This window comes from Rhodococcus sp. IEGM 1366 (assembly GCF_033142425.1).
GTDB classification, from domain to species: Bacteria; Actinomycetota; Actinomycetes; order Mycobacteriales; family Mycobacteriaceae; genus Rhodococcus_F; species Rhodococcus_F globerula.
In genome coordinates this window covers 47,084-70,490 of the sequence record NZ_JAWLRZ010000002.1, presented here as the reverse complement: position 1 = coordinate 70,490, position 23,407 = coordinate 47,084, and the positions used below count along the sequence as shown (strand labels likewise).

The 23,407-nt window shown below is 62.5% G+C and carries 22 protein-coding genes and 1 riboswitch; of the genes, 9 read left to right on the top strand and 13 right to left on the bottom strand.

The genetic code is table 11. The features are described from left to right. Positions 1 to 5: 5 nt before the first annotated feature. The 3 genes from R4P64_RS06175 to R4P64_RS06165 form a co-directional block, all read right to left on the bottom strand. Complete coding sequence (locus R4P64_RS06175; RefSeq protein ID WP_317819833.1) at positions 6 to 851, bottom strand: exodeoxyribonuclease III; 846 nt, start codon at positions 849 to 851, stop codon at positions 6 to 8. Between the two features lie 25 nt (positions 852 to 876). Next, positions 877 to 2,016 (bottom strand): MFS transporter, encoded by a 1,140-nt coding sequence (locus R4P64_RS06170; protein WP_045070713.1) that lies wholly within the window; start codon positions 2,014 to 2,016, stop codon positions 877 to 879. 216 nt (positions 2,017 to 2,232) lie between these two features. Further along, positions 2,233 to 3,456 carry an NADP-dependent isocitrate dehydrogenase gene (locus R4P64_RS06165; RefSeq protein WP_033231283.1) on the bottom strand — a complete coding sequence of 408 codons (1,224 nt, stop codon included), beginning with the start codon at positions 3,454 to 3,456 and terminating at the stop codon, positions 2,233 to 2,235. Positions 3,457 to 3,762: 306 nt separating this feature from the next. Then, positions 3,763 to 3,907: riboswitch (SAM riboswitch) on the top strand. Between the two features lie 143 nt (positions 3,908 to 4,050). On the opposite strand from R4P64_RS06165, the gene R4P64_RS06160 reads away from it, so the two are divergent. Together R4P64_RS06160 and metX are read left to right on the top strand one after the other, a co-directional pair. Further along, positions 4,051 to 5,346, top strand: coding sequence for a bifunctional o-acetylhomoserine/o-acetylserine sulfhydrylase (locus R4P64_RS06160; protein ID WP_095886618.1), 1,296 nt, complete (start codon positions 4,051 to 4,053; stop codon positions 5,344 to 5,346). 32 nt (positions 5,347 to 5,378) lie between these two features. Then, a complete protein-coding gene (gene metX / locus R4P64_RS06155) occupies positions 5,379 to 6,482 on the top strand; it encodes a homoserine O-acetyltransferase MetX (protein ID WP_373557477.1) in 1,104 nt (367 codons plus the stop codon). Between the two features lie 4 nt (positions 6,483 to 6,486). Here metX and R4P64_RS06150 read toward each other — a convergent pair whose 3' ends face one another. Continuing rightward, on the bottom strand, positions 6,487 to 7,479 hold the full coding sequence (locus R4P64_RS06150) for a hypothetical protein (RefSeq protein WP_317819832.1): 993 nt from the start codon (positions 7,477 to 7,479) through the stop codon (positions 6,487 to 6,489). Positions 7,480 to 7,670: 191 nt separating this feature from the next. Here R4P64_RS06150 and R4P64_RS06145 point away from each other — a divergent pair, with 191 nt between their 5' ends. Then, positions 7,671 to 9,503 carry a DEAD/DEAH box helicase gene (locus R4P64_RS06145; RefSeq protein ID WP_317819831.1) on the top strand — a complete coding sequence of 611 codons (1,833 nt, stop codon included), beginning with the start codon at positions 7,671 to 7,673 and terminating at the stop codon, positions 9,501 to 9,503. Next, positions 9,503 to 10,075 carry an SWIM zinc finger family protein gene (locus tag R4P64_RS06140; RefSeq protein WP_317819829.1) on the top strand — a complete coding sequence of 191 codons (573 nt, stop codon included), beginning with the start codon at positions 9,503 to 9,505 and terminating at the stop codon, positions 10,073 to 10,075. The genes R4P64_RS06145 and R4P64_RS06140 overlap by 1 nt, the downstream gene beginning before the upstream one ends. A 25-nt stretch (positions 10,076 to 10,100) precedes the next feature. On the opposite strand, the gene R4P64_RS06135 is transcribed toward R4P64_RS06140, so the two are convergent. Continuing rightward, positions 10,101 to 10,385 (bottom strand): DUF3017 domain-containing protein, encoded by a 285-nt coding sequence (locus R4P64_RS06135; RefSeq protein ID WP_033231289.1) that lies wholly within the window; start codon positions 10,383 to 10,385, stop codon positions 10,101 to 10,103. 4 nt (positions 10,386 to 10,389) lie between these two features. Next, the gene (locus R4P64_RS06130; protein ID WP_172936014.1) at positions 10,390 to 11,247 is read right to left on the bottom strand and encodes a bifunctional methylenetetrahydrofolate dehydrogenase/methenyltetrahydrofolate cyclohydrolase; all 858 of its coding nucleotides are present in this window, start codon (positions 11,245 to 11,247) and stop codon (positions 10,390 to 10,392) included. A 64-nt stretch (positions 11,248 to 11,311) separates the two neighbouring features. Between R4P64_RS06130 and R4P64_RS06125 the strand changes: the two genes are divergently transcribed. Beyond that, positions 11,312 to 11,791 carry a GNAT family N-acetyltransferase gene (locus tag R4P64_RS06125; protein WP_411742656.1) on the top strand — a complete coding sequence of 160 codons (480 nt, stop codon included), beginning with the start codon at positions 11,312 to 11,314 and terminating at the stop codon, positions 11,789 to 11,791. A gap of 22 nt (positions 11,792 to 11,813) precedes the next feature. Beyond that, entirely contained in the window at positions 11,814 to 12,089 is a 276-nt protein-coding gene (locus R4P64_RS06120; protein ID WP_317819824.1) for a DUF1905 domain-containing protein, read from the top strand. Between the two features lie 23 nt (positions 12,090 to 12,112). Here the strand turns inward: R4P64_RS06120 and R4P64_RS06115 are convergent, their stop codons facing one another. Next, entirely contained in the window at positions 12,113 to 12,721 is a 609-nt protein-coding gene (locus tag R4P64_RS06115; protein ID WP_033231293.1) for a pentapeptide repeat-containing protein, read from the bottom strand. 45 nt (positions 12,722 to 12,766) lie between these two features. Then, positions 12,767 to 13,417, bottom strand: a complete 651-nt coding sequence (locus R4P64_RS06110; protein WP_317819821.1) for an excalibur calcium-binding domain-containing protein — start codon at positions 13,415 to 13,417, stop codon at positions 12,767 to 12,769. A gap of 120 nt (positions 13,418 to 13,537) precedes the next feature. On the opposite strand from R4P64_RS06110, the gene R4P64_RS06105 reads away from it, so the two are divergent. Beyond that, positions 13,538 to 14,002, top strand: coding sequence for a tRNA (cytidine(34)-2'-O)-methyltransferase (locus tag R4P64_RS06105; protein WP_033231525.1), 465 nt, complete (start codon positions 13,538 to 13,540; stop codon positions 14,000 to 14,002). Between the two features lie 3 nt (positions 14,003 to 14,005). Here R4P64_RS06105 and R4P64_RS06100 read toward each other — a convergent pair whose 3' ends face one another. Continuing rightward, positions 14,006 to 14,917, bottom strand: a complete 912-nt coding sequence (locus tag R4P64_RS06100; protein WP_045070727.1) for a LysR family transcriptional regulator — start codon at positions 14,915 to 14,917, stop codon at positions 14,006 to 14,008. Positions 14,918 to 15,008: 91 nt separating this feature from the next. Between R4P64_RS06100 and R4P64_RS06095 the strand changes: the two genes are divergently transcribed. Then, complete coding sequence (locus R4P64_RS06095; protein WP_095886621.1) at positions 15,009 to 16,094, top strand: TDT family transporter; 1,086 nt, start codon at positions 15,009 to 15,011, stop codon at positions 16,092 to 16,094. Here the strand turns inward: R4P64_RS06095 and R4P64_RS06090 are convergent. Continuing rightward, entirely contained in the window at positions 16,091 to 16,402 is a 312-nt protein-coding gene (locus R4P64_RS06090) for a rhodanese-like domain-containing protein (RefSeq protein WP_045070729.1), read from the bottom strand. The genes R4P64_RS06095 and R4P64_RS06090 overlap by 4 nt on opposite strands. A gap of 166 nt (positions 16,403 to 16,568) precedes the next feature. Here R4P64_RS06090 and R4P64_RS06085 point away from each other — a divergent pair, with 166 nt between their 5' ends. Then, the gene (locus R4P64_RS06085) at positions 16,569 to 17,345 is read left to right on the top strand and encodes a BPL-N domain-containing protein (protein WP_317819817.1); all 777 of its coding nucleotides are present in this window, start codon (positions 16,569 to 16,571) and stop codon (positions 17,343 to 17,345) included. Here the strand turns inward: R4P64_RS06085 and R4P64_RS06080 are convergent. The 3 genes from R4P64_RS06080 to R4P64_RS06070 are packed head-to-tail and all read right to left on the bottom strand — an operon-like array spanning position 17,302 to position 23,377. After that, positions 17,302 to 18,537, bottom strand: coding sequence for a heparan-alpha-glucosaminide N-acetyltransferase domain-containing protein (locus R4P64_RS06080; protein WP_317541224.1), 1,236 nt, complete (start codon positions 18,535 to 18,537; stop codon positions 17,302 to 17,304). The genes R4P64_RS06085 and R4P64_RS06080 overlap by 44 nt on opposite strands. Further along, positions 18,534 to 19,274, bottom strand: a complete 741-nt coding sequence (locus R4P64_RS06075; RefSeq protein ID WP_080711574.1) for a BPL-N domain-containing protein — start codon at positions 19,272 to 19,274, stop codon at positions 18,534 to 18,536. The genes R4P64_RS06080 and R4P64_RS06075 overlap by 4 nt, the downstream gene beginning before the upstream one ends. Further along, a complete protein-coding gene (locus R4P64_RS06070) occupies positions 19,271 to 23,377 on the bottom strand; it encodes a Pls/PosA family non-ribosomal peptide synthetase (protein ID WP_317819812.1) in 4,107 nt (1,368 codons plus the stop codon). Before R4P64_RS06070 ends, R4P64_RS06075 begins: the two co-directional genes overlap by 4 nt. Positions 23,378 to 23,407: the final 30 nt, after the last annotated feature.

Sequence of the window (23,407 nt, the reverse complement as noted above, 5' to 3'; positions counted from 1 at the left end):
TTGCCTTACCGGTAGGAGACGGTGACGGGAGCGTGATCTGACCAACGCAGATCGTAGGATTCCGCGCGTTCGATCAACCCTGCCTTGGCGCGCTCGGCAAACGCTCGGGTCGCCACCTGGTAGTCGATGCGCCAACCGGAGTCGTTGTCGAATGCCTTACCGCGGTACGACCACCACGAGTACGGTCCTTCGACGCCCGGATGCAATGCCCGGAACACGTCGACCCACGGGGACTCGTCCGCAAACAGGACGTCCATCCACTCACGCTCGCTGGGCAGGAAGCCGGAGGACTTCTTGTTTCCCTTCCAGTTCTTCAGGTCGGCTTCGTTGTGCGCGATGTTCCAGTCACCACTGACCACAACGTGTCGCCCGGCCGTCTCGGCTGCGGCAGCGGTGACCGCGAGGTGAGCCGCGAACGAACTCATGAACCGTTCTTTCGCCTCTTGCTTCGGGGTCAGCGCCTCCCCGGTCGGCAGGTAGAGACTTGCCACCGTGAGGTCGGCAAAATCCGCTTCGATGTAGCGTCCGGCGTCCTGAAATTCGTCGTCACCGAAACCGATACGGGCGGCATCGGCTTCGACCCTGGACAGGACTGCGACGCCGTTGCGGCCTTTCGCCGACGGCTCGGCCGAAACGAGGAACCAGCCGTTCGACAGAGCGGGTTCGAGAGTCTCGTGCAACTGCTTGTCGGATGCTCGGGTTTCCTGCAGACAGATGAAATCCGCGTCGGTCTTCTCGAGCCATTCGGTCATACCCTTGCGGGCTGCGGCGCGAATGCCGTTGACGTTCACCGACGTGATCGTGTGAGGCGCGAGAATATGAGAGTCAGCTGTTTGTGGCACGGCAAGCACCGTAGCCGATGATGCCGACGTGTTCTCAGTTCGCGGCTCTACGCTGCAGGATCACCGCAACCACCAGGACACCGAGTCCCGCGACGGCGAGGAGCGAACCGACGGCGGCGGGCGCTGTGTAACCGAAACCGGCGGCGATCACTACCCCACCGATCCAGGCGCCGAACGCGTTCGCGATGTTGAGGGCGGCGTGGTTGAGCGACGCTGCCAAGGTCTGGGCGTCCTCGGCAACGTCCATCAAGCGGGTCTGCAGCCCGGGAACCATGGACGCACCGGCCAGCCCGATGAGGAAGACGAAGAGCAACGCCGTATACGGGTTGCGAACGGCGAGAACAAAGATCGCCAGGATGATCGCCAGCGACGCCATCGATACGAACAGGCCCTTCATGAGCGCCCGGTCAGCGAGGTAGCCACCGACGAAGTTGCCGGCCACCATGCCCAGCCCGTAGAGCATGAGCGCCAGCGGAACAAACGACGCACCCAGACCGGACACGTCGGTCAGCGTCGTGCTGATGTACGTGTACACGGCAAACATGCCGCCGAATCCGACCATGCCGACGATCAGAGTCATCCACACCTGGATGCGGCCCAGCGCCTTGAGTTCGGTGATCGGGTTGGTGATCGGCATTGCGTCGAGGCGCGGGATCCAGACGAGCAGCGACGCCACGGTGACGGCACCGATGACTGCGACCAGTGCGAATGCACTCCGCCATCCCACGGTCTGCCCGAGCCACGCGGCAGCCGGCACACCGACGACGTTGGCAACGGAAAGACCCATCATCACCATGGCAACGGCTTTGGCACGTTTACCCGGTTCAGCCAGATGCGCCGCAACGAGGGCGGCAACACCGAAGTAGGCACCGTGCGGCAACCCGGCGACAAACCGGGCGAGCATCAGCGTGGTGTACGACGGCGCGAACACCGACGCGGCATTGCCCACCGTGAACGCGATCATGAGCGCGATCAACAATGTGCGCCGCGGGATCCGAGCAGTCAGGGCCGCGATGAGCGGCGCACCGACCACAACGCCGAGCGCATAGGCGGAGATGACATGACCGGCGGTGGGCTCGGATACGCCCAGCCCGGTTGCCATCTCCGGCAGGAGACCCATCGCCACGAACTCGGTGGTGCCGATTCCGAATCCGCCGAGCGCCAACGCGAGCATCGCCGGGCCTCTGGCAGAGCGAACCCCGGATGTCGGGGCGTCAGGGCGGGAAAGGGTAGACGAAGTCACTGGTCAATTGTGGTCGCACCCTTGGTTGAACTTCCAAGTGAGAGCAGGTGAGTTCGCTCACGTGAGACCGCAGGCACAGAGCAGACACAAATGGGACGCCCGGAGTGCCCGGGCGTCCCATCTGAAAGTGAAGCTGTGGAACTTTTACTACTTGGCTGCCATCGACTTCTGCAGGTTCACGTCGAGCGCACCGAGGAATTCTTCGGTGGTCAGGTAACCCTGGTCGCCGCCGACCAGCATCGAGAGGTCCTTGGTCATCTGGCCGCTTTCGACGGTCTTGATGACAACGTCTTCGAGCTGCTGCGCGAAGCCGATGACCTCAGGGGTGTTGTCGAGCTTGCCACGGTGCTCGAGCCCACGGGTCCACGCGAAGATGGACGCGATCGGGTTGGTCGAGGTGGGCTTGCCCTGCTGGTGCTGACGGTAGTGACGCGTGACGGTGCCGTGAGCAGCCTCTGCCTCACAGGTCTTTCCGTCCGGTGTCAGGAGAACCGACGTCATGAGGCCGAGCGAGCCGAAGCCCTGAGCCACGGTGTCGGACTGGACGTCGCCGTCGTAGTTCTTGCATGCCCAGACGTAGCCGCCCTCCCACTTGAGTGCGGAAGCGACCATGTCGTCGATGAGGCGGTGCTCGTAGGTCAGACCTGCGGCATCGAACTCAGCCTTGAACTCGGTCTCGTAGACGTGCTGGAAGATGTCCTTGAAGGCACCGTCGTACGCCTTGAGAATGGTGTTCTTGGTGGACAGGTACACCGGGTAGTTCTGCTGCAGTCCGTAGGTGAGCGACGCGCGAGCGAAGTCACGGATGGACGTGGTGAAGTTGTACTGCCCCTGGACGACGCCGCCCTCTTCGGGGAAGTTGACCAGTTCGTGCTCGATCGGTGCGCTGCCGTCCTCAGGCGTGTAGGTGATCATCACCTTGCCGGGGCCGGGGACCTTGAAGTCTGTGGCGCGGTACTGGTCACCGAATGCGTGACGGCCGATGATGATCGGCTTGGTCCAGCCCGGGACGAGTCGCGGAACGTTCGAGATGATGATCGGTGCGCGGAAGATCGTGCCGCCGAGAATGTTGCGGATCGTTCCGTTCGGGGAACGCCACATCTTCTTGAGACCGAATTCCTCGACACGAGCCTCGTCCGGCGTGATGGTGGCGCACTTGACGCCCACGCCGTGCTTCTGGATCGCGTGTGCGGCGTCGATGGTGACCTGGTCATCCGTCTCGTCGCGGTATTCGATACCGAGGTCGTAGTACTCGAGGTTCACATCGAGGTACGGGTGGATCAACTTGTCTTTGATGAACTGCCAGATAATGCGTGTCATCTCGTCGCCGTCGAGTTCGACGACGGTGCCCTCAACCTTTATTTTGGACATGGGTGCTTCGCGTCCTCCTAGGAAGTTTCCCCTGGTTACACGGTTGCGGTCTCACTTTGTGAGTGAGTCCGCGAACGGTTCGATTATCAAACCTAGACTGTGTGGACTGATCCCGGGAGATGAGTCCCAAACAAGACAAGCGTACTGCTAACGCTGGGGGCCGCAACCGGCAGCCCCTCCTCCAAGTCACTACTCACCGGTAACTTTTGCCTGCTAGTGGGCACCGTCGCGCCGAATGGCGACTGGTGACGCCGCACACTTCGACCCGCGTCATCCTTCGGCTTCACTCCCGGTAGAATTCAGCTCGGTCATGAGTACCAGCGTCAAGCCCCGGCTCGCTGGACGGCAACCCTCCAACCGCGGTGGGGTGCCCCGGGTGATGACCAGGTCGCCTCGAGGCGAAACTGCGCAATTGCAGCTTCACCGGATTTCCAGGCGACAAGCGCGGGTCCGACAGGGACGGACCCCAGACCGGGCCGAGCCCCACGGAGGTTTTTCAGTATGTGTCGCACTTGTAGATAGACCCCAGCACGGGGCGGCGATCATTCGCCCCCGTCCGACAGCTATCCGTCAGACCACTGGAGTACACAAATCATGACCGACATCTCAGCTAACTGGTCCTTCGAGACCAAGCAGGTCCACGCCGGACAAACCGCAGACACCGCCACCAACGCGCGCGCACTGCCGATCTACCAGACCACCAGCTACGTCTTCGACAGCACCGACCACGCCGCCGCGCTGTTCGGCCTTGCTGAGCCGGGCAACATCTACACGCGCATCATGAATCCAACGCAGGACGCCGTCGAGCAGCGCATTGCTGCACTCGAAGGCGGTGTCGCGGCACTCCTCCTGTCCTCGGGTCAGGCCGCCGAAACCCTCGCGATCCTCAACATCGCGGAGGCCGGAGACCACATCGTCGCCAGCCCCTACCTGTACGGCGGCACGTACAACCTCCTGCACTACACGCTTCGCAAGCTCGGCATCGAAGTCACGTTCGTCGAGGATCCCGACAACCTCGACCACTGGCGCGAAGCCATCCGCCCCAACACCAAGGCCTTCTTCGGCGAAACCATCGCCAATCCCAAGAACCACATCCTCGACATCCCCGGGATCTCAGCGGTGGCTCATGAGAACGGCCTCCCCCTGATCGTCGACAACACCGTCGCGACGCCGTACTTGCTCCGCCCCCTCGAACACGGCGCCGACATCGTGCTGCACTCCGCCACCAAATATCTCGGCGGACACGGCACGGCCATCGCCGGCGTCATCGTCGACGGCGGCACTTTCGACTGGACGCAAGGCAGACACACCAACTTCACCACCCCCGATCCGAGCTACCACGGCGTCACGTTCGCCGACCTCGGCGCACCCGCCTACGCTCTCAAGGCGCGTGTACAACTCCTGCGCGACCTCGGCTCCGCCGTCGCACCGTTCAACGCGTTCCTCATCGCCCAGGGCATCGAAACCTTGAGCCTGCGCATCGAGCGCCACGTCTCCAACGCCCAGCAGGTGGCCGAATTCCTCGAAGGCCACACCGCCGTCGCGTCCGTCTCCTACGCCGGACTCCCCTCCTCACCGTGGTACGAACGCGGAAAGCAGCTGACCCCCAAGGGAACCGGCGCCATCGTCACCTTCGAACTGCCCGGCGGCATCGATGCCGGCAAGAAGTTTGTCAACGCCCTTACTCTGCACAGCCACGTCGCCAACATCGGTGACGTCCGCTCCCTCGTCATCCACCCCGCCTCCACCACTCACGCCCAGCTCACCCCCGAGGAACAACTCGCAGCCGGCGTCACCCCCGGTCTCGTTCGCCTCGCCGTCGGAATCGAAGGCATCGCCGACATCCTCGCCGACCTCGAAACCGGCCTCACCGCGGCGGCAACGTCTTGACCGTCAACGAAGCTCAGACAGCGGTCGCGGATATCCTGCCGCCGCCGGACGGCCGAGTCGGAACCGTCGACATCGGCTCGCTGCAACTCGAGAACGGCGCCGTGCTGCCGTCGGTATCGCTTGCGGTTCAACGGTGGGGCGAGCTGTCCCCGAACCGCGACAACGTCGTGCTCGTGGAACATGCCCTGACCGGGGACTCACACGTCACCGGTCCGGCGTCCGAAAATCAGCCGTCACCCGGTTGGTGGAACGGAATGGTCGGCCCGGGCGAACCTGTCGACACGGGCGAATGGTGTGTCATTGCGACAAATGTTCTGGGCGGTTGTCGTGGCACCACCGGCCCGAGTTCCCTTGCCGAGGACGGTAAACCGTGGGGTAGCCGGTTTCCGGGCATCTCCATTCGCGATCAGGTCGCAGCCGAGAAGAAGCTGATCGACCTGCTAGGTATCGATCGACTGGCTTCGGTAGTCGGCGGCTCCATGGGCGGTATGCGCACCCTCGAATGGGCTGTGTCGTACCCCGAGAATCTGAACTCCGCATTGGTACTGGCTACGGGTTCACGCGCGACAGCCGATCAAATCGGTACACAGACAACACAAATCGCCGCCATCATGTCCGACCCCGATTGGCAGGGCGGCAATTACCACGGAACCGGGCGCACACCCCGGGCCGGCCTCGGTATCGCGAGGCGCATTGCGCACCTCACCTACCGCGCCGAATCGGAACTCGACACACGTTTCGAGAACACCGCCCAGGGAAATGAAAACCCCTGGAACGGTGGACGATACGCGGTTCAAAGCTACCTGGAACATCAGGCAGACAAGCTCGTGTCGCGTTTTGATCCCAGCACCTACGTGCTGTTGACCGAGGCTATGAACCGTCACGACATCGGCCGCGGACGCGGTGGTGTCGCAGCGGCTTTGGCGTCCATCACCGTGCCGGTCGTTGTCGGTGGAGTCGATTCCGATCGTCTCTACCCGCTGCGCCTGCAGGAAGAGATCGCCGCCGGAATCCCGACGTGCACCGGCCTCGAAATCCTGAATTCCAAGGACGGGCACGACGGGTTCCTCACCGAAGCCGACGCTGTAGCAAAACTGTTGCGCCGCACAATGGAATTGGCGCGCACGACGCGCTGAGCATTCAGCTTCCGGTCAGACTTCCGAGCGATCCGGTCGACGCCGTCTGCGCGCCGAGGGCTATCGAGTGATAGGCCCCGGCCGCGACGGCGGTATATCCGTCTCCGGTCGGGACACCGCCCAGTTGCCCGTTCTCGTTGTTACCCCAGGCAGTGATCGTGCCGTCGGCAGACAGCGCCACCGAATGGCGGAAGCCGCCGGCGATCGCGGTGAACCCGCCGCCGGTCGGAGTACCGGTGCGCTGCCCGTACTCGTTGCTGCCCCAGATCACGATGTGACCGTCGGCGGTCAACGCGAGCGAATGGTCCTCGCCGGCAGCGATCGCGGTGAACCCACCTTCGGTCGGTAGCCCGTCGCGCTGCCCTTCGGCACTCCCGCCCCACATGGTGATGTGACCGTCGGTCGTGAGCGCCAGCGAATGGAAGTTACCGGCGGCGATCGCGGTGAACCCGCCATCGGTCGGGACATCGGTCCGCTGACCGTACTCCTCGCTGCCCCAGTCCACGATTGTTCCTTCAGGAGTCAACGCCAACCCGTGGTAAGTACCAGCAGAAATCCTGGTGAACCCACCACGTGCCGGGAGATCGTCCTGTTGCCCGAATTCGGAACTTCCCCACGCAGCAATGTGTCCGTCGGCAGTAAGCGCTACCGCGTGGTCCTCACCCGCCGCGATCGCGGTGAAGCCGCCACCGGTCGGAACTCCGTCACGCTCTCCCCACGCGCTGTGTCCCCACGCGGCGATGTGGCCGTCGGTGGTCAACGCCACCGAATGATGATCGCCGGCAGCAATCGCGGCGACACTGCCCCGAGTCGGGACGCCGTCGCGCTGATTATCGTCGGCCCCGCCCCACATGGTGACGCCGCCAGGACTCGTAACGGGAACACCTACCGGCGCGGCGGCAGCACCCGTTGCGGTGGCAAGTGCCAGCATTCCCACACCGACAGCAGCGACGAGCAGTCGAAAGTGCCTACCTGAGAGATTCACTCGTCGCTTCATCTGATTCCTTGTTCGCAGGTGATGTGGCTCTACGGACAATGACTATCACGTCCGAGGAAGGAAATGTCCGGTTCTCCGTCAGAGCGGACTCGTCGCCTCCCGTCAATGTCGGGAGAACCACAACTGATCTGCGGTTTTTGGGGACGTATCCGGTGGCCCGCGGTCACCGTTCACGGCTACCATCGGCGCTCGTGACTCAACCGTGCCCGGATCAGCTGCAGGCGACCTACCTTCCCGAGAACATGGCGTTCGGGTTCTGGGGTGTGCCGGATACAGCCGGGCATCTCGCGGAGTTGGGGCTCCCTACCGGCAGCGCCGCCGTCGCCCGAATGGCTGTACCCGTCGACAGCGTCATCACGCCCGTCGACGTCAATATTCGGATTGTCGAATTCGCCGACGCGGTAACGGCATTGCAGGTTGCGAACGTGGATCAACCCGGTATCGGAGAGTCGGTGCGCGCCTGGAAGCGGGTGATCGATGGCGGCGAACACGGCACCATTCCATCAGCCGGGCGCGCCGCTCTCTACCGCGACGACACTGTCATCAGAAGTGCTGCCGCGGTGGTGCAGCGTTTCACCCACGCACAGACTCTGGTGGACGCACTCGATCGTGCGCAGGTTCAGGCGACTTTGCGCCCGTACCAGGTTCTTGGAGTGGAGTGGTTGACGTCGCTGACCGAGACCGGCGGCGGCATACTTGCCGACGAAATGGGGCTCGGTAAAACGCTGCAAGCCATTTCGATGATCGCGATCAGAGCCGCAGACGGCCCGCATCTTGTTGTCTGCCCGACGTCGGTGATCGGAAACTGGCGACGCGAGATCGAGCGGTTTGCGCCGCACCTGAGCCTTCACATTCATCACGGGTCCGGCCGCACACTGCCTGCGGAACTAGGTAAAGGCACCGTGGTACTCACCAGTTACAGCGTCTTACGTTCGGACACAGCCGAACTGGAGACGCCGCAGTGGGCGTCGGCCATCTTCGACGAAGCGCAGCAGATCAAGAATCCGTCGTCGCTGGCCGCCAAAGCTGCAATGCAACTGAATGCCACCGTCAAAGTTGCGATGACCGGCACGCCGGTCGAGAACCGTCTCGAAGAGTTGTGGAGTTTGTTCCACGTCGCCAATCCGGCTGTACTGGGAACTCGTGCACGCTTTCGGCAGCGTTTTGCCGTCCCGATCGAATCCGGCCGCTCGGCGTCCGCCGCATCGAGGTTGGCGACGATCATCGAGCCATACGTGCTGCGCCGAACCAAAGATGCTGTTGCCAAGGATCTTCCGCCGAAGCAGTTCTCGACCGTCGCATGCACCCTCACGTCGGAACAGGCGCGAATCTACCGGGCGGCGGTCGCGGACGCGTTCGATACCGGACTGGGCACCGGAATTGCCCGACGCGGCAACGTCCTTGCACTGCTCACCACTCTCAAGCAGGTATGCAACCACCCCGCTCAGGTCACCGGCGACAGCGAGGATCTCCGTGGCCGTTCCGGAAAGTTCGATCGCGCAACCGAAATGCTTGCAGAGATCGTCGACGACGGTGATCGGGCCCTGGTGTTCACGCAGTACCGCACGATGGGCGAACTACTGTCGAAACACCTCGCGGCCGAACTGGGCATCGCAGATGTTCCCTTTCTCCACGGCGGTCTCAACGTTGCCAGTCGCGACGCCATGGTCGACGCCTTCCAAACCGACGACACGTCCTCGCCCATTCTCATTCTGAGCCTGCGCGCGGCCGGGTTCGGACTCAATCTCACCCGCGCCAGTCACGTCGTTCACTACGACAGGTGGTGGAACCCTGCCGTCGAAGATCAGGCCACCGACCGCGCCCATCGAATCGGCCAGCAGCGCACCGTCAACGTCCATACCCTGGTCACCGGAGGAACCGTCGAAGATCACATCGCCGCCATGCACGAATCCAAAAGAGCTGTAGCCGAGTCGATTTCCGGAAACTCCGAAGGAGCCCTCGCAAACCTTCCCGACAGCGAACTACGTGAACTGCTCGAACTCGACGGCGCGGTGATCATCTGATGGCTACCGAATTCGGAGTGACCGCATGGGGCCGTGTGTGGTTGCGGACGGTTGAGCAAACGTCGACATCCGGACGAAACCCCGCCTTGCCCACCGCACGCACACTGGCCCGCAACGGCGGTGTCACCTTCACGGACATTTCTGCCGGTACGGTTTCCGCCCAGGTCACCGCCAAGGGTAAGACCTCGACTGTTGTTGTCACCGTACCGCTCTGGGACAAGACACAATCCGACACCGCAGCCCGCATGATTCGGACGTTAGGTACCAAGAACCGGTCCGTATCGACCGGAGAGCTACCTGACAGCGTCGTCGCGGATCTACAGGCGCGCGATATCACTGTGGCCGTGAATCTTTCCGAATGCACGGCCACGTGTGACTGTTCGAGTCGGCGCACGCCCTGCGTTCACCATCTTGCTGCGATCTACGCACTGGCAGGCCGGATCGACGAAGAACCTGCACTTGCCGTCACGCTTCGAACCAAACAGGCGAAAAGGCGGAACTCCGCCGCAAAGAAACTACAGGGAGAGTGGATTCCGTTGCGCGAGATAGACGTCGGGTCGTTCTACAACTGACTCAGTCCGTGCCCAGTGGACTGACTCAGTCCGTGCCGAGCGGATCGATGGTCAGAGCAAGCGAGACGATCAACGCACCCATGACGCCCATGGCCGCCGTGTCGAACTTCTTGCCGCGCACCGCGAGCAGTCCCACGCGATTCTGTGGGAAACACCAGCGGGCAGCTGCACCGATAATGACCGCCACCCCCAAGACCAGCGAACCGCGACGCCACCGGTCGGCCAGGACAAGAACAACCGCCGCCGCGATCACGGCCAGAACCGTGATCATCGGCAAATTCTTCTTCACGAGGCCAACCGGTGAGGTCATGTCGTCAGGCTCCGGCCAGAACTCGCTCGGAGCGCTCCACCACGTTGGTAATCAGGAACGCCCTGGTCAGCGGGCCCACTCCACCGGGATTGGGCGAGACGAAGCCCGCAACGTCGTTGACGTCGGCAGCAACGTCACCACGCAAACCGTCGTCGGTGCGGCTCACTCCGACGTCGAGCACAGCAGCGCCCGGCTTGACCATGTCGGCGGTGATGAGTCCGGGAACGCCGGCGGCCGCAACGACGATGTCTGCACGACGAACCTCAGCAGCCAGATCGCGGGTACCGGTATGGCACAGCGTGACGGTGGCGTTTTCGCTACGACGCGTCAGCAACAGTCCGATGGGGCGACCGACGGTGACACCGCGGCCGACAACAACGACGTGAGCGCCGGCGATCGGCACCTCGTAGCGGCGGAGCAGGTGCAGGATTCCGCGCGGCGTACACGGCAGCGGAGCTTCCTTGCCGAGAACCAGACGGCCGAGGTTCACCGGGTGCAAGCCGTCGGCATCCTTGTCGGGATCGATGCGCTCGAGCGCTGCGTTCTCGTCGAGGTGCTTGGGCAGCGGCAACTGCACGATGTATCCGGTGCACTCGGGATTGGCGTTGAGTTCGTCAATGGTGGCGTTGAGCTGCTCCTGTGTGATGTCGGCAGGAAGGTCACGGCGCAGGGAGTTGATACCGACCTTGGCGCAGTCGTTGTGCTTGCCGCGCACGTACGCTGCGGATCCCGGGTCGTCACCAACGAGAATGGTGCCAAGTCCGGGCGTGATACCCGCTGCCTTCAGCGCGTTCACCCGCACCTTCAGGTCTTCGAAAATTTCGTCGCGGGTAGCTTTACCGTCCAGGATCGTTGCAGTCACGGCGACCATTGTTCCAGGTTAGGGTCGATGCGTGACAACGGCTCCGAAACTACGCGGTCCGAGGGTGGTTCTTGCACCCGTCGCCGCCGATCATCATGCCCGTCTGCGGGCCATCCATCTGCATCCCGATGTGGCCGAATGGTGGCAGAATCCGACCGACGACTGGCCTGCCGCTCCGGAGTCCGGCACCATTCGCTACAGCATTTTCCACGACGGGAACCTGATCGGATTCATTCAGTGGTACGCCGACGACGACAACCCCGATTTCCGCCACGCCGGTCTCGATCTCTTTCTCGATCCGGCTGTCCACGGCCGCGGATTCGGTCGTGAGGCGATACGCGTTCTGTGTGCGCACCTGATCGACGATCTGAAGTTCCACCGATTGATCATCGATCCGGAAGTGGAGAACACGGCAGCAATCGCGTGTTATCGATCGGTCGGGTTCAGGGACGTCGGGGTGATGCGCGAGTACTCACGCGATCGCCACGGCGAGTGGAAGGACGGACTGCTCATGGATCTGCTGGCCCGAGAGTTCATTCGCTGACCAACCGAAAGGGCATGCCACCATGTTTTTGGACAAGGTATTCACCGCCACACTGCGCAAAAGTGACGCGAAAGGTGGCTGGACATACGTGATCTGGCCGGAGTCCGCCGAATACTTCCGTACCCGTGGACTGGTCAAGGTGCGCGGAACAATCGACGGACATCCGTTTCAGAGTTCGTTCATGGCCTTGGGCGACGGCACTCACAAGCTCCCGGTCAAGGCCGACATCCGCACAGCCATCGGCAAAGACGTCGGTGACGTCGTGACGATTCGGCTGGAGGAACGCCTCGAGCGGTAACTCCCGCTGTTGATCGGTTGCGTCTACAGGTCGACAACCAAACCGTGCGCCGACGCATACGCCACCGCCTGCATCAATTCGATCTTGGCGTTTGCCACGACTGCAGACGTCCACAGACCCGGATCGACGCGCGCGCCGCGCAGGTCCGCGCCGTCGAGTTTGAGTCCACCGGTACGAGCGCCCGACAGATCCGCCGACACCAGAATCGCATCACGCATATCCGTACGCACGAGATTCGCTTCGCGGAAGCGGCACGACGTGAAGTCGATCCTCCGCAGATCCGCGCCACCCAACGAGGTGAGCGAGAAGTCCACCTCGTCGAGCGTCAACGGCCGGATCCGACATCCGTCGAACGTCGATCCCATCAAAGTGCAGTTTCGGAAAGTGCTGTGCCACAGGCTGGTCCGCGCGAAGTTGCATGAACGAAACGCGCTACCGATGTGCTCCGACTCCCCCAGATCTGCGCCGGTGAAATCACAATTGTCGAAGACCACCGATTCCGTCGTCATGCCCGTGAGGTCTGCGTCACGGAACACACAATTGGTGAACGTGCGCTGGCGCCACACCTTTCCCGGCAATCGAGCATCGGAATAGTCTTCGCCGACTACGTTGTCGGATTCTTCGAGGGGCATGACCTACATACTGCCCCGCACTACCGACAGCAACTCGACCGCCTACTACTCGCAGGCCACGCCGTCGTTGTCACGGTCGAGCTTCGAGGAATAGCCCGGGTCACCGCGGTAGATCGGCGCTGCACCAGCAGCCTTTACCGCTGAGCAGTTCGCGTAATACACCCCGGCATCAGGCACCTTGACCGGCGGCGGAATGTACGCGGGCTCAGTCGTCTTCGGCGGCACGTAGGCGGGAGGCGGTGGAACGTACTGGGTCGTTGTGGTTACTTGCGGCACCAACGGGACTATGGCGAGTGTTGTCGTCGTAGTCGGAGCCACCGTCGTGGTGGTCGCCGGCGCGGCGGTCGTGGTTGTGGGCTTGACTGTGGTCGTTGTCGTCGCTTGTGTAGTGGTTGCTGCCACTGTCGTCGAGGAAGTCGCCGCCGGGGTCTTCGACTCTTCGGAGCCTCCCGTCCCTGCGGCAATTCCGATCACTGCGACCCCGGCTGCGGCAACGCCCGCGATCCACGGCCACTTACGGCGTTTCTGATCGTCCGGTGCGGTGGGATCCTGCTGCGGCGAGCCTGGTGCTCCGAACACCTGCGTCGGGGCGTCGACAATTTTGGGACGGGTTTGAGCCGTCCACTGCTGGCCGTCCCAGTAGCGGTCGATCGTCGGATCGAAGGGGTCGGGATTCCAACCGGCAGGAGTATTCATCAAATGTCCGTTCTGAGAAGAATGCGGCAATTAGATTCCCACAAACTTTGCAGTTTGGTAACTGAATGGGAAAAACCCCGACATCGCGGCCGCCAATGGCATGCGCGGTAGGGTTTTGTGGTGTTCCGAGTCATGTTCCACGAGCCCCGTATCCCACCCAATACCGGTAACGCGATCCGCATGGTCGCGGGAACCGGTTGTGAACTACACCTGGTGGGCCCACTCGGGTTCGACCTGTCCGAACCGAAGCTCAAGCGAGCGGGGTTGGACTACCACGACTTGGCGACCGTGACTGTCCACGAGAACCTAACTGCAGCGTGGGAGGCCGTAACCCCGGCACGGGTGTTTGCCTTCACCGCACATGCAACCGTCCCGTATACCGATATCGCGTACGAACCCGGTGATGTTCTGCTCTTCGGTCCCGAACCGACGGGTTTGTCCGAAGAAGTCCTGGCTGACGAGCACATCACCGAGCGTCTGCGTATCCCGATGCTTCCCGGCCGACGCTCACTCAATCTCTCCAACGCAGCGGCGTTGGTCACCTATGAAGCGTGGCGTCAACACGGATTCAAGGGTGCTGTCTGAGCCTCAGCGCGAGTGAACAGCAGTGTTGGAACCGAGTGCGATGTCGAGGAAATCCCGCGCCGCGCCGCGCAATCCTCGCACCGGATCCCAGACTGCCTGCAATCTGCGGGGCATCCGCAGACCTTCGACGGTCACGGCAACCAACCGGCCGTCGGTGAGATCAGCGGCAACAGCCAAGGACGACAACACGGCCGGCGCGTTGCCCGCAACGACAGCAGCCTTGACGGCAGTGCACGACGTCAGCTCGAGAAGTGGTGGCGCACAATTGGGTACGGCATTTTCGAGTGTCATTCGAGTGCCGGATCCCGATTCCCGTTGAATGAGGGGCGTGCGGGCCAACTCCTCCACCGGAACGGGAGCGCCGTTGGCCCATTCGTGGTTTGGCGGCACGACAACAACCAGATGGTCACGCGCCACTTCACAGGACGCGAGTGAGCTCGGCACGTCCGGGCCTTCGACAAAACCGATGTCGGCTCGGCCGGCCTGAACCTGCGCGGAGACGTCGGAAGAGTTGTGGAGACTGACCGAAGCTACGACGCTGGGGAACTTGTGGCGCATGGCTACCGTCCACCCCGGTACGAGGTACTCGGCGATGGTCATACTTGCCGCAACCGTGACAGCCGCGTCACGTTCGCCGCGCAGCGCAGCAACACCGGATGCCATCTCTTCTGCGGTAACGAGTATGTGACTAGCCCATTCGAGAATCAGCCCACCTTCAGCCGTCGGGCGAACACCGGTTGCGGCACGATCGAAGACTTTGATCCCGAGTTGGCGTTCAACCGATCGAACCCGGGCGCTGACCGCCTGTTGACTCAGTCCGTGCTCCCGACCTGCAGCGCCCATGCTTCCCAGGCGGCCCACAGACAGAAGGACGTCGAGGGCGCTGAGTTCCGGGACTCGCGGGGACAGCGACATGCGTTCAGATTAGACCCACAAGCGCCATTTGTGGGCATTCAACAACAGGCCATCTACCGTCGGCAAACCCGACACCGACACACTGGAATGCATGAGCACCGCTACCCCGTCCGCATTTGCCCACATCACCCCGAACTGGTTTGCGGCGGCGATGGGAACGGGAATCGTGTCGGTGGCAGCGGCGTCTCTCCAACATGAGGTCGCGGCACTACACGTGGTGGCGGATCTCTTCTGGTTCCTCGCCGCAGCCATCCTGATCGCTTTGATCGGCGCGTTTGCCGCGCATTGGATCACCCACCGCGATCTCGCACTCGCCTACCTCCGTAGCCCCGCGATGTTCCCGTTCTACGGCGCGGTGGCAATGGCCCTGGTGACAGTCGGGTCCGCGACCGGCGTCACGGGCGCCAACTATCTCGGCCACAGCGCGGCGGTGACAATCTCGATAACTCTCTGGGTGCTGGGCACAACCCTGGGCTTGTGCACTTATGTCGTCATGATGGTCCGTCTGGTCCGCGACGCCGGCATGGCGACGGCCATGCCGTTCTGGCTCATGCCCGTCGTACCACCGATGGTTTCCGCGACGACAGGAGCGGCGGTGACAACACACCTGACTGAAGGTGCCCTCCGCACGTCGGTTCTCGTGTTCTGTTACGTGATGTTCGCGCTGGCGCTCTCGGCCGCACTGATCATCGCCACAGCCGTCGCTCGGCAGTTCGCCGACAACCGTGCTCGCGGCGTCGACGCAATTCCGTTCAATGCTATTCCGTCACTGTGGATCCCGCTCGGCGTGATCGGCCAGTCGATCGGCGCCGCCAATCTCCTGGCCGACGCAGCACGCCACGCCGTCGCCGCAGACACCGCCGACGCCCTGCACACCTTCGGGCTTGTGTACGGCACCGTAGTCGGCGCACTCGGCGTGGTGGCGTTCATCGCCGTCACGACGGTCACGATCCGAGCCCTGCGAGGCGGGTTGTCGTTCTCGCTCGGCTGGTGGAGTTTCACCTTCCCGATCGGAGCCTGTGCCGTCGGCGCCAACGCTTTTGGTATCGCCACCGATTCACAACTGATCCTCGCGGTTGCCGCTGCGCTGCTGCTTGCACTCATCCCGATCTGGGCCACAGTGGCAGCGCGCACCGTGAACTCCATCCGTAGCGGAGCGTTGCCCGCGCCCGCTTAGACGGCGCCGGTTTCGACCTCGCGCCCGGACTGGTGCCACTCCATCGTTCCGCCACGTACGGACACAGCGTTGATGCCGCGACCCTGGAGGTACTCGGCAACCTGGAGACTGCGGCCACCGACTGCGCAGATCACGTACACCGTCTCGGCATCAGGGATCTCCCCCATCCGCGAGACGAACTCGCTCATCGGGATCAGTACGGCACCGGGAACACGCACCTGGGCGAACTCGTCTGCCTCCCGCACATCGATCAACGGCTCACCTGCCGCCAGTGCCGCTTCCAGTGCAGTGATATCGACTTCCAACATTGTGCGCAGTCCTACTCTCGTATCGGCGGTTCCCGGTTTCCTCGGTAACCTAGCTCTGCCGTAACGGTACGCGGGTGCCACCGGCAGCGGACGCGACGACCTGGCCGAACCACGAGTTCGATAAAGTGAACCCATGATTGCCGGGCGAAGCTGAACTGATCACGCGATGAATCGCCGCACCTTCCTCGTCTCGGCCGCTGCGCTGATCACCATCGGCGGAACTGTTGTCGCGTCAGCCGATTCCACCCGAATCCGTCCCCGGCGCGCCTTGGTCTACCGCGGGCCGGCATCATCACCCGGTTGTCCCGAGGCGGTTGGTCGGTTACTCGAATCCTCGTCCGATCCGTACGACGTGACGTTCTGCGGTCCGGACGAAGTTGTTCCGTTGACGACAGCAGCGTTGGCGAGTGCATCGCTCTATGCACAACCCGGCGGCGGGGAACTGTCGGCGGCATGGGTCCACATGGAACAACACGCGGAGTCGATCCGCGAGTGGGTCCGAACCGGCGGACACTATCTCGGCTTCTGCCTTGGCGGCTACTTGGCCGGGGCCACACCGGGTTTCGGACTGCTGCCGGGAGACACCGCTCGATATATCTCGTCCCGCAAGTCCGAGATCGACACAACAGGCAACACGATCGTGAACGTCACCTGGCGCGAGGAGGAACGCACGATGTTCTTCCAGGACGGCCCTATCTTCGTACTGCGCGACGACGCCCCGGTGGAGGTCTTGGCCCGCTACCGCAACGGCAAGGTCGCAGCCGTGGTCAGCGACTTCGGCCTCGGACGCGTCGGCGTTGTCGGACCACACCCGGAAGCCGAGCGGTCCTGGTACACACGCGGTCTCACCAATCCGGACGGAATCCGATTCGACCTGGGCCACGATCTGATCGATACGGTCAGGCGTGGTGCGCCGGAGAAGTTGTGGACGCCCTCTCCGTAACAGCCCGCTTGCTTCGATTTGCCACCATCGTCACAAACGCTTCCAACGGTCCACGCCCGGTAGTCAACTTCACAAAAAGTCCGATGGCAAAAGCGGCCAGAACCTGCAGGATGTACCCCGTCCACGCGCCGTACGTGTCGTAGTTCGAATTGATGAACCAGATGTGAAGCACGTACAGCGTCAAGGTCATCGATCCGGCGGCAGCCAAGGGCACCATCACGACCTTGACCAACGTATCCAGTTTTGTCCCCGCCAGGTGGCCGAGAAACAGCATCGCCCCGATCACGGCCATTGACGACCCTATCGTCCCCAACAGGTCCAGCGGCGTACTGCTGTGCGGGCCGTCGACGGCAAGCCACCACCACGTCGAACCGAACACCGAACCGTCGGCGCCGTAGGCGATGATGTCGAGAATTTCCTCGCGCGACAATTCGCTGCCCGCCATGAGGTGTTCCAGTCCGCCGAGATGAAAGATCAAGACCTCGGACAGAATTCGCGTGCCGACTGCAAGTGCAGCGCCGTACACCAACAAGCAACCGGCCACGTTCGCAGATGTCAGCTTCAACCGGCCGATGACGATACCGGCACAGATGTACGCAGTCCACGGAAGAGCCGGGAACTCCCCGTTCAACAGCAGTTCGACGGTCCATCCGAGTGGATTCTCGATAATGCCGACCAGCGTCGGGTTGTCCAAGCTCGGTGCGGGGAGCGATGTCCCGAAAAATTCGATGACGGCCGGCACGACAAGTGCGATCAGCAGGCCGAGCGCTGCAACTGCACGGGTAGGCAAGAAGACAAGCGGAATAGCGATAAGGAAAAGGATCGCGTAGTACGGCAGGATCACCACGGCGAGCTCCGCGTGCGTGTATCCCATGATCAATCCGATGACGCCGACCACCGCTGCACGCGCTGCCAGTGACGCTGCTGTGGCACCGCGATCACCGCGTTCCACCCGCGCGCGCCCGGTCGTGAAGGCAATTCCCACACCGGCCAGGACTGCGAACAACGCAGACGATCGCCCTGCCGAAATGCCGTAGGACAGCGTGGGCGATCCGTCGTCGCTCACGGCGATCAGTGAGTGGACGGCCATCATGCCAAGCAGGGCAATACCGCGGGCGGCGTCGATCCCGAGAAGTCGCTGTTTTTCCACTACCGGGATCTGCTCCGTCGGCGCGAGCGGACTGGCTGTCATCGGGTCATCACTGCGTTGATCAAGCGGTACCCCAGGTCGGTGGCGAGGTGCTCGGGTGCCCGCAAACCGTCACCCTGATACCAGGATTCGTCGGCTTCAGGATGCGGCCCGACTACCCCGACCCGACCTTTGCCGTAGTCGATCTTCAAAGCCGCGATACTTCCGTTCTGATACCGCGCGAGAATCGCTGCCTCGGAATCGTAGTAATCCCGGTAATGCCGGTCGAGTGAGAAGTACGGTCCGTCCTGGAAGTACATTTCCTCGATCTGGCCGCTCCAATCCACCTCGAGTACAGCACCTTTTGTGTCGTGCACTTCGGCGTTCTGCAACGCGACGTACTGGTCTGCATCACCGGGAAACAGTTCGAACCCGGGGCTGCGGCCCGCGAGGTAACCACCGAGGCAGAATCCCAAGTACCGTCCACCGGATCGGACGAATTGCTGAATCGCCGGAACATGGCGGCGCAGGTGCGTGAACGCCCTGTCCAGGTCACCGCCGCCGGGTTGTGCGTACAGCGCCGCCGAATGGAGCGTGGAATCGTCGATCTGCAACTCCTCGTCCGGTCCGACGAAGCGCACGTCGAAGTTCCAGGCGCTCGACGACAACAGATCTGCGACGGCTTCCGGGCACCCCGGTAACGACGCGGGGCCGCGGTACACGAGCGCCCGCGGGTGCGGCCGCGTGCTGTAGGTCGTGCTTCGACGGGTCTTGTTCTGAGACAGCGATACCCATTTCATGCGGACACTCCTTGCGCGACGACGATGTCGGTGACAGCTTGGTCGGTGACAGCTTTCTCGAGGACAGCTTTCTCGAGGACAGCTTTCTCGAGGAGAACAGTCGAGCTGTCGTCGGCGCGAATCCCCTCAGCGGGAATTCCGCGCCAACTCGTCCGCGCCGGAAGCTCTTCGCCCTTCATGAGCAACGACAGCGGACTGAGTGAGGCTTCCTCGCCGACAACCGTGTCGTAGAGGATGATCGATCGTGTCCCGATGCTGGCGCCATCGCCGATGGTGATCGTGGACATCTTCATGACACGGTCCTCGAACAGGTGTGTCTGCAGCGACGACTCGGTTCCGATAGTGGCGTCGTCGCCGACGTGGACGAGATCGAATTCGGTGAGATAGGTGGTTCCGAACCACACTCGCTTGCCGATTGTCGTGCCGAACCAGCGCAGCACCATCGGCAGGAACGGGGTACCCACCAGCATCCCGACGCCAATCGGCACAGCAGCGCTTTCATAGAGCCCGGTCGCAAATTCGGACCGTCGGACGAACTTACTCCACAGCGGCTCAACCCGAGGTTCGTAGCGTCCCACGGTGTTTCGCTTCACAGCCGCGCAGAATCCGATCACCGCAAGGCTCGACGCCATCGCGACCAGCGGCGCAACGAGGGCCGGAACGGGAAGTGCTCGCCCGAATGCCAAGGAGGACAAGACCAACAGATAAAGGTAGAAGCTCACGCCGAGAACTGTGGGTGGCAAGGTGGCGCGAAAGAACTCGATCACGTAGCGATCACGCACTACATCCTGCGGCGGCGTATAGATGAGGGCGTCGTCGTAATCTCCGCTGTCCTGACGGTTCGGCAGGTAGATAGCGGGCGAACCGAGCCACGACGTGCCTTCCGGAACACCGTTCACAGGCGGCACCGTCGCGACACCGATCAACGCATTGTCGCCGATCTCCATACCCGACGGGATAACCGCAGCATTACCGATGAAGGTGCGTTCGCCGATTCGAGTGGGCTGGAACATGATCCGGCCGTTTGCGAAGCTCGCACTTCCCACGCTGGCCATGTCGGCGATGAAGCTGTCCTTGCCGACGGTGAGCATGTCCGGGTCGATATGCGACACGGTGGAGACTTCCGCTCCGCGACCGATGTCCGCCCCGAGCAACCGCAACCACGGCGCGGTGTACAGCGTTGCGTACAGCGAGTTCGTGAACAGCAAACTGAACTCGAGCAACTTGTCGACCATCCACTTGCGGATACCGAGACCCGAGCGAACAGGATGCATTCCGGCAGGTGCGTTGCGAAGAACGAGTCGTTTGTTCACGGCAACGAATACACAGACGGTGATCACGAAAATGGGTCCGGTAAACAACGTCGCCACCAGTCCCGCCAAAACACCCCACGCCAGGAGGGCGCCCCAGACCAGTGCGATACCGGGAACCATCAGGGCGATGGCACCCACTTCGAGTGCCGTCAGACCGGCGAGTGCTGCCAGGATATGACGCACTTTCCAACGGGCACGGACACTTTCGGCTCGCATCATGGTTTCGACCGCCGGATCCAAGAACTCGGTCGGCACTGCCGGCGATCCTGCCCACCTGGCCTCCTGCGGCACGATGTGCCCGGACGGAAGCAGCGACTGATCACCGAGTGCGGCGCGCACCCCGACGGTCGATCCAGGTTCGAGCACCACGTTTGCACCGACAAATGCACCTGATTCGATGACGATCTTCCCTACCGTCACCGAACCGGATTCGACGCGCCACGGCCGGATGGTCGCACCGTAACCGATCGATGCGCCGTCTCCGATCTCGACCAGTGTCGGCAACGATATCGAGGACGTCGCGATGGTAGTGCGATGCCCGACGCGCGCACCGAGAATGCGGAGATAGATCGACATCAACGGCGATCCGCTGACCACAGGCAAAGCACCGACCGCGAGGAGCAGGTCGAGTGTCCACAGCCGCAGATACGTCGGACCCCAGAGTTTGTATCGCCCAGGCTTGATTCCTGCGGCAAGTGGGCGCGCACTGATCACCGGAAGGAACCAGCGCACGCAGAGATACGTGAGCATGATGGCTGCCAACATCTCGAACAGAACCGGCACCGACACAAAACCGTCGTTCTTCGTGTAGACGTACGAGACGGGAAGCGTCGTGATCAGCAAGAACACATAGATCACTGCCAACTGGATGCCCCCGGCGCGAGCCACTTCCGTATCCGTGTGTTTGACAGCAACATTCGGGGCAATCGGATGCTGGGAGCCCACTGCTGCCAGCGCGTGCGTGATCGAGCGAACAGTGGGATGGCTGTACAGATCTCGGATCGAGGGAGTTGCGCCGATGCCACTTTCACGCAGAGCAGAGATAACCGTTGCTGCCAGCAGCGAATGGCCACCAAGATCTTCGAAGAAGTTTGCTTCGACCGACATCTCGTCTGCGGGTATGCCGAACGCCCGCGCCCAAATATCGCGAACCGCTGCTTCCTGCTCGTTCCGGGGTTCGACTACCGGGCCGGTAGGAGCCGAGAAACGTCGCCGGGTCGGTTCCGGGAGCTTCGATCGATCTACTTTGCCGCTGGGCATCACGGGCAATGCGGGGATGAAGTCGACAAATGCGGGCGCCATGTACGCCGGAAGTCGTTGCGACACTGCTTTCGCGAGTTCCCCGACAAGGTACTCGTCCTCGATCGGGTCGACCAGCACCATGTACGCGCACAGTTCCGACGGCGTCTCGTTTTCCGATGCGGCGACCAGCGCCACCACGGCTTCCGACACCGACGGGTGTTCCAGGAGAACACTTTCGATCTCACCGAGATCAACTCGGTGACCACGAATCTTGACCTCGGCATCGGCGCGGCCCAGATATTCGATCTCGCCGTCGGACGTCCAGCGTCCGAGATCGCCGGTCCGGTAGAGCTTCTGGCCCGCCGGCACGGAAAAGTGATCGATGAATTTGTCGGCGGTCAGGTCGGGGCGTCCGACATAGCCACGCGCAACACCGCGTCCGCCGATGCAGATTTCGCCCACCTCACCGTGGGGTACCAGCCCGCGAGCTTCGTCGAGAATGACGACGGAGTACGTCGGGAGTGGGCGACCGATCGTCACCGTCCGACCTGGCAGGAGTTCACCCCACGTTGCAGTGACCGTTGCCTCGGTGGGCCCGTACGTGTTGAGGATCTTGCGGCCCGGACGCGCCCACCGTTCCACCAGCTCACGCGGGCACGCTTCACCGCCGACCAGCAGATTTCGAATCTTGGGCAGATCGCGCGGGATCGTGGCGAGCAGAGTCGGTACGCAGTACAGCGTCGTAATGGCGCGTTCTTCGAGGAAATCCGCCAACTCGCCGCCCAGTCGCCGACTGTCCGTCGGTCCGGCGACGATGGTTGCGCCGCGGGCCCAGGTGGGCCAGATTTCCTCGATCGAGAAGTCGAAGGAAATCGTCATACCCTGGTAGACACGATCATTCGGCCGAACATCGTAGACGTCGGGAACCACGTCGAGAAAGTTGCAGATACTCGACTGGGCAACTTCGACGCCTTTGGGTCGACCACTCGAACCAGACGTGTACAGGATGTAGCAGGCCGGGTCAGGGTCCGACGCAAGGTCCAGGACGGGCCGATGCTGCGGCTGGAAGTTCAACACCGCCACGTTCGTGTCGAGGGTAAGCCGCGCGACGTTGCATTCCTCGGCGTTCGGCTCCAACTCTGTCGAGGTCAGCACAAGCTGAACTCCGGCATCTTCGACCACGTACGCAACGCGATCGGACGGTGCGCCTGGATCGATCGGCACGAAGGTGCCGCCGGTTTTGAGCACGCCCAATAGGCTTACATAGGTATCTACCGAGCGGTTCAGGAAGATCGCTACACGTGAGCCGACCCCGATACCCTCACCGATCAACATGTGCGCCAACTGATTCGATCGATCTTCGAGTTGGCGGTAGGTGATCGCAAATCCATCGCACTCGAGCGCGATTGCGTCCGGAACGGAGTCCGCACTTGCTTCGAATACGTGATTCAGGCGGCGAGGCCGTGTAGGCCGAACCGTAGGCCGAGCGCCGTGCGTGGTCCCCAACCCGGACCAGGCGTCAGCCCACAGGCCCTTGTGTTCCGACATGATTTCCCTCCGCGGGATGAATCCCGCCCC